1 pseudogene is annotated in these 6983 nt (G+C 74.3%); it reads right to left on the bottom strand.

Features of this window, described 5'->3' with window-relative positions:
- Window positions 1-6874, bottom strand: a pseudogene (locus IG74_RS53955) (SDR family NAD(P)-dependent oxidoreductase); the annotation flags it as partial.
- Between the last annotated feature and the right edge of the window lie 109 nt (window positions 6875-6983).

Raw genomic sequence — 6983 nt, 5'->3', positions numbered from 1 at the left:
CGGGCCGTTGACGGCCGCGACCGAGACGCGCTCGCCCCACGCCGTCAACAGCTCCCGCACCTCGGCCTCGGGCAGCGGCACCGACACCATGCCGCCCTTGCCCGACAGCTCACGAATCGCAAGGCTCCGCAGGGCGACGACACGAGCGGCGTCCCGCAGGGACAGAGCCCCGGCCACACACGCGGCCGCGATCTCGCCCTGACTGTGACCCACCACAGCAGCAGGCTTCACCCCGGCCGCCTGCCACACAGCGGCAAGCGACACCATCACCGCGAACAGCACCGGCTGAACGACATCGACACGGTCGAAGTTGTCGCCGCCCAGCTCCTCGAACAGGTCCCAGTCGACGAACTCGGACAGGGCGTCGGCGCACTCTCGCATCCGCTCCGCGAACACCGGGCTGGAGTCGAGGAGTTCGACCGCCATCCCGGCCCACTGCGACCCCTGCCCCGGGAACACGAACACCGGACGGACCGTGCCGCCCAGCGCGCGCCCGGTGGGCACGCCCTCGCCGTCGGCCAGTCGGCCGAGTCCGGTGAGGAGTTCCGCGCGGTCGCGGCCGAGGACGACGCCTCGGTGCTCGAAGCGCGACCGGGCCGCGGCGAGCGTCCAGGCCAGGTCGTCCACGCCCCGTTGGTGCCGCTGACGCCGAAGGAGGAGACGCCCGCGCGGCGCGGGCCGCCACCGTCGCGCTCGGCCCACTCGCGGGCCTCGGTCAGCAGCTCGACGGCGCCCGCCGTCCAGTCCACCTGCGGGGTCGGCTCGTCCACGTGCAGCGTCCGCGGAAGCACGCCCTCACGCATCGCCATGACCATCTTGATGACACCGGCGACACCGGCGGCCGCCTGCGTGTGACCGATGTTGGACTTCAGCGAACCCAGCCACAGCGGACGCTCGGCCGAACGCTCCTTGCCGTACGTCGCGATCAAAGCCTGCGCCTCGATCGGGTCGCCCAGGGTGGTGCCCGTGCCGTGGGCCTCCACCGCGTCCACGTCTTCCGTGGAGAGACCGGCGCTGGCGAGGGCGGCGCGGATGACGCGCTGCTGGGACGGGCCGTTGGGGGCGGTCAGGCCGTTGCTGGCGCCGTCCTGGTTGACGGCGGAGCCCCGTACGACGGCCAGGACGCGGTGGCCCTTGCGGCGGGCGTCGGAGAGCCGCTCCAGGAGCAGCAGGCCGACGCCCTCGCCCCAGCCGGTGCCGTCGGCGGCGGCCGCGAAGGACTTGCAGCGGCCGTCGGCGGCGAGCCCGCGCTGGCGGCTGAACTCGATGAACGTGCCGGGGGTCGACATGACGGCGACGCCGCCCGCGAGGGCCATGTCGCACTCGCCCTGGCGCAGCGCCTGCGCCGCCAGGTGCAGGGCGACGAGCGACGAGGAGCAGGCCGTGTCGACGGTGACCGCCGGGCCTTCGAGGCCGAAGGTGTACGAGATGCGGCCGGAGGCGACGCTCGCGGCGCTGCCGTTGCCGACGTAGCCCTCCAGGTCGTCGAGGCCGCCGGGGGCGCTCAGGAGGTGGGTGGCGTAGTCGTTGTACATGACGCCGACGAACACGCCGGTCGAGCTGCCGCGTGCGGTCGTGGGGGCGATGCCCGCGCGTTCGAAGGCCTCCCAGGTGGTCTCCAGGAGGAGCCGCTGCTGCGGGTCGATGGACAGGCCCTCGCGCGGCGAGATGCCGAAGAAGGCCGGGTCGAAGTCGGCGGCGTCGTAGAGGAAGCCGCCTTCGCGCGTGTAGAAGGAACCGGCGCTGTCCGGGTCGGGGTCGTAGAGCGCGTCGACGTCCCAGCCGCGGTCGCCGGGCAGGTCGCCGATGGCGTCGACGCCGTCGGCGGCGAGGCGCCACAGGTCCTCGGGGCTGGTGACGCCGCCCGGGTAGCGGCAGCTCATGGAGACGATCACGATGGGGTCGTCGTCATCGGGGGCCGTGCCCGGTGTCGTACGGGCCGCCCCCTGGGGCCGGGCCGCGGCGTCCGTGCCCAGGAGTTCCTCGAGGATGTGGCGGGCGAGGACGGTGGCGGCCGGGTAGTCGAAGGCGAGCGTCGCGGGCAGGCGCAGGCCCGTCGCGGCGGTGAGGCGGTTGCGCAGTTCGACGGCGGTGAGCGAGTCGAAGCCGACCTCGCGGAAGGCGCGGTCGGGCGCGATGGCGTCGGCGGACGGGTAGCCGAGGACGGCGGCGGCGTGGCCGCGCACCAGCGTGAGGACTTCCTCCTCGCGGTCCGCCTCCGGCAGCGCGGCGACGTGCTGGGCGAGGGCGGAGCCCTCCTGCTGCCCCGCGGCGGCCGCGGTGCGCCGCTGGGGCGCGCGGACCAGGGTGCGCAGGAGCGGCGGAACACCGTCGGACGCGGCGCGGGCGCGCAGGCCCGCGAGGTCCAGGCGGACCGGCACGGTCAGCGGGTGGCCCGCGGCGTGGGCGGCGTCGAAGAGGGCCAGGCCCTCGGCGCTGCTGAGGGGGGCCGCGCCGGCGCGCGTCCTGCGGTCGAGTTCGCCCGCGCCCAGGTGGGCGGTCATCTCGCTGGCCTGGGCCCACAGGCCCCAGGCCAGCGACGTCGCGGGCAGGCCGTGGGCGCGGCGGTGCTGGGCCAGGGCGTCGAGGAAGGCGTTGGCGGCCGCGTAGTTGGCCTGGCCGGGGGTGCCGAAGACACCGGCGGCCGAGGAGAACAGGACGAAGGCGGAGAGGTTCAGGCCCGCCGTCAGCTCGTGCAGATGCACCGCCGCGTCCGCCTTCGGACGCAGCACCGTGTCCAGCCGCTCCGGGGTGAGCGCGGTGACCACGCCGTCGTCCAGGGCGCCGGCCACGTGCACGACCGCCGAGAGGTCGGCGCCGGTTCCGTCCAGGAGGGCGGCGAGCGCGGCCCGGTCGGCCGTGTCGCAGGCCGCGAGCCGCACGCGGGCACCCGACTCCTGGAGTTCCGCGCGGAGTTCGTCGGCACCGGGTGCGGCCTCGCCCCTGCGCGAGACGAGGAGCAGGTCCCGTACGCCGTGCCGCGCCACCAGGTGGCGGGCCACCAGGCCGCCGAGGGTGCCCGTGCCGCCGGTGATCAGGACCGTGCCGTCGCCCCAGGAGCCCGCGCCGGGCTCATCGGCCTCGATGGCGTCTGTGGTCTCAGTGGCGTCTGCGGTCTCCGCGTGCGGTACGCGGGTCAGTCGCGGAGCACGCAGCGCGCCCTCGCGGAGCGCGAGTTCGGGCTCGTCGGCGGCGAGGGCGGCGGCGACCAGAGTGCCGTCGGACTCGGACCCGGACCCGGACCCGGCCGGGTCGAGGTCGAGCAGGACGAAGCGGTCCGGGTGCTCGGACTGCGCGGAGCGCAGCAGGCCCCGGACGGCGGCGGCCACGGGATCCGGCGCGGCGGCATCGGCCGCGACGGCGCCGCGGGTCACCACGACGAGGCGGGACGCCTCGAACCGCTCGTCACCGAGCCACCCCCGCACGGCGTCGAGCGCCCGCCCCAACAGGGGTCGTACGGCGTCGAGTTCGATGCCCGCGACGGTGGACGGCGCCTCCGTGAACAGCGGCAGGAGCACGGTCGCGGGCAGGTCGGCGCCCTCGTCGAGCGCGGTGGCGAGGGAGTCGAGGTCGGCGTACGTCCGCCGCACGGAGGCCAGCGCGCCGGAAGCGTCGGCGCCGAGGAGCACCGCGGCGGCGAGCTGCTCGTCCGCCGCCGCCGGGGTGTCGACGGGCGTCCACTCCACCTGGAAGAGCGCGTCAAGGCGGGGCCCGCCGGTGAGCTGCTCCTCGGAGAGGGCGCGCAGCGCGAGGGACCCGACGGAGATCACGGGCTGCCCGGTGGCGTCGGCGGCCAGCACGGCCACGGTGTCCTTGCCCGCCGCCGTCACGCGCACCCGCAGGGTGGTCGCGCCCGTGGCGTGCAGGGTGACGCCGGACCAGACGAAGGGCAGGTGCGCGCGGTCGGTCCGTTCGATGAAGTCGCCGAGGCCGATCGCGTGCAGCGCTGCGTCGAAGAGCGCCGGGTGCAGCCCGAAGGCCTCCGTGTCGGCGTGCGCCTCCTGCGGGAGTTCGATCTCCGCGTAGACGTCGTCGCCGTGGCGCCAGGCGGCGCGCAGGCCCTGGAAGAGCGGGCCGTAGCCGTGGCCGTTGACCGTGAGACGCTCGTACAGGTCGGACACGTCGACGCGCTCGGCCCGCGCCGGGGGCCATGCGGACAGGTCGGCGGCGTCCACGGACGGCTCGGCGGGAGCGGCGGGCAGCAGGCTGCCGGTGAAGTGCCGCGTCCAGGGGGCGTCGTCGGCGTCGCCCTGCGGGCGCGCGAACAGGCTCAGCTCACGCCGCCCGGAGCCGTCGGGGCCGCCGACAGAGATCTGGAGCTGGACGGCGCCCTGCTCCGGGACGACGAGGGGGGCTTCCAGGGTCAGCTCTTCGAGGTGGCCGCAGCCGACCTCGTCGCCCGCGCGCAGCGCGAGTTCGACGTACGCGGTGCCGGGCAGCAGGATCGCGCCGTCCACCGCGTGGTCCACGAGCCAGGGGTGGGTCTGCGTCGAGAGCCGCCCCGTGAAGAGGTGGCCCTCCGCGCCCGCGAGCGCCACGGCTGCCCCGAGCAGCGGGTGCCCGGCGGCGGGCATCCATGGGGACGTCCAGCCAGGTACCGGTGAGGGTGGAGAACAGCGGCACCTCGGCGGCCTGCGGGGTCACACCCGCCAGGGCCTCGCCGATCTGGGCCTCGATCTGCTCCACGTACGACGAATGCGACGCGTAGTCCACGGGGATCGTACGGGCCCGGACGTCCTGGCCGACGCACTGGGCGACCAGCTCCTCCAACGCCTCCGGCTCACCAGAAACGACCACCTGGGCCGGGCCATTGACGGCCGCGATCTCGATACGGCCATCCCAGCCCGCGATCAGCTCACGTACGTCCTGCTCCGGCAGCGGCACCGACACCATGCCGCCCTTGCCCGACAGCTCACGAATCGCCAGGCTCCGCAGCGCCACGACACGGGCAGCATCCCGCAGGGACAGGACACCGGCCACACACGCGGCCGCGATCTCACCCTGACTGTGACCCACCACGGCGGCGGGCTTCACCCCGGCCGCCTGCCAGACAGCGGCGAGGGAGACCATCACCGCGAACAGCACCGGCTGGACCACGTCGACACGGTCGAACCGGTCGCCGCCCAGCTCCTCCAGCAGATCCCAGTCCACGAACTCGCTCAGAGCATCCGCGCACTCCCGCATCCGCCCCGCGAACACCGGACTGGAGTCGAGGAGTTCGACCGCCATCCCGGCCCACTGCGACCCCTGCCCCGGGAACACGAACACCGCACGACCCGCACCGGGCACCGCACGACCCGCGACCACGCCACCAGCCGTGGCATCACCCGACGCCAGCCGCTCAAGCCCGACAAGCAGCTCCTCGCGGTCACGCCCCAGGACGACACCCCGGTGCTCGAACCGCGAGCGGGCCACCGCCAGGGAGCAGGCCACGTCGGCCGTGTCGAATTCGGCGGCGGTCAGGAGGTGTTCGCGCAGCAGGCCCGCCTGGGCGCGCAGCGCTTCGGGCGTCTTCGCCGACAAGGCCAGCGGCGCCACGCCCGCCACGACGGGAGCCGCTGCGGGCTGCTCCTCGGCGGCGGTCGGCTCGTCGGCCGTCGGTGCCTGCTCGACGATCACGTGGGCGTTGGTGCCGCTGACGCCGAAGGAGGAGATGCCCGCGCGGCGCGGGCCGCCGTCCTCGCGCGCGGTCCACGGGCGGGCCTCCGTGAGGAGTTCGACGGCGCCCGTCGCCCAGTTGACCTCGGGGGACGGCTCGTCCACGTGCAGGGTGCGCGGCAGGACGCCGTGGCGCATGGCCAGGCAGGGCCTGGGCCTCGATGGGGTCGCCGAGGGTGGTGCCGGTGCCGTGGGCCTCGACCGCGTCCACGTCGGCCGCGGTGAGGCGGGCGTTGGCGAGGGCCTGCATGATGACGCGCTGCTGGGACGGGCCGTTGGGGGCGGTCAGGCCGTTGCTGGCACCGTCCTGGTTGATGGCGGAGCCCCGTACGACCGCGAGGACGGGGCGGCCCGCGCGGCGCGCGTCGGAGAGGCGCTCGACGAGGAGCATGCCGACGCCCTCGCCCCAGCCGGTGCCGTCGGCGGCGGCCGCGAACGCCTTGCAGCGGCCGTCGGCGGCCAGGCCCTGCTGGCGGCTGAACTCGGTGAAGACGCCGGGCGTGGAGATGACGGTGACGCCCGCGACGAGGGCCATGCCGCACTCGCCCTGGCGCAGCGCCTGCACGGCCAGGTGCAGGGCGACGAGCGACGAGGAGCAGGCCGTGTCGACGGTGAGGGCGGGGCCTTCGAGGCCGAGGGTGTAGGCGATGCGCCCGGACTCGACGGCGGCCGCGTTGCCGGTGCTCACATAGCCTTCGACGTCCTCCTCGGCTTCGAAGAGGAGCGGGGCGTAGTCCTGGCCGTTGGTGCCGACGAACACGCCGGTGCGGCTGCCGCGTACCGTCGCGGGGTCGATGCCCGCACGCTCGAAGGCCTCCCAGGAGGTTTCGAGGAGGAGCCGCTGCTGCGGGTCCATGGCGAGGGCCTCGCGCGGGGATATGCCGAAGAATGCCGCGTCGAATTCGGCGACCCGGTCGAGGAATCCGCCGTGGGCCGTGGAGCTGGTGCCCTGCTTTCCGGCGGCGTCCGGGTCGTAGAGCGACTCCAGGTCCCAGTTCCGGTCGGTGGGCAGCCCCGAAATGGCGTCGCGGCCCTCGGCGAGCAGTCGCCACAGATCTTCCGGGCCGCCCACGCCGCCGGGGAAGCGGCAGCTCATCGCGGTAATCGCGATGGGCTCCTGCGCAGCGGCCTCGACGTCCTTCAGACGTTGCTGCGTCTGATGCAGGTCTGCCGAAACCCACTTGAGATAGTCGCGCAGCGTCTCTTCATTCGCCATCAAATGTCACCTGTTCAGGACGTGTGCCGCACCTGCTGGCATACAACGGACCTGTCCGCAGCCGTTTTCTCGATGACGCTATGAGGGCGCTAAACGACCAACAACCCCT

Origin of the sequence: Streptomyces sp. NRRL B-1347, assembly GCF_000720325.1 — a bacterium.
GTDB lineage: Bacteria > Actinomycetota > Actinomycetes > Streptomycetales > Streptomycetaceae > Streptomyces.
The sequence above is the reverse complement of the archived record's forward strand: the minus strand, read 5'-3'. Positions and strand labels throughout refer to the sequence as shown.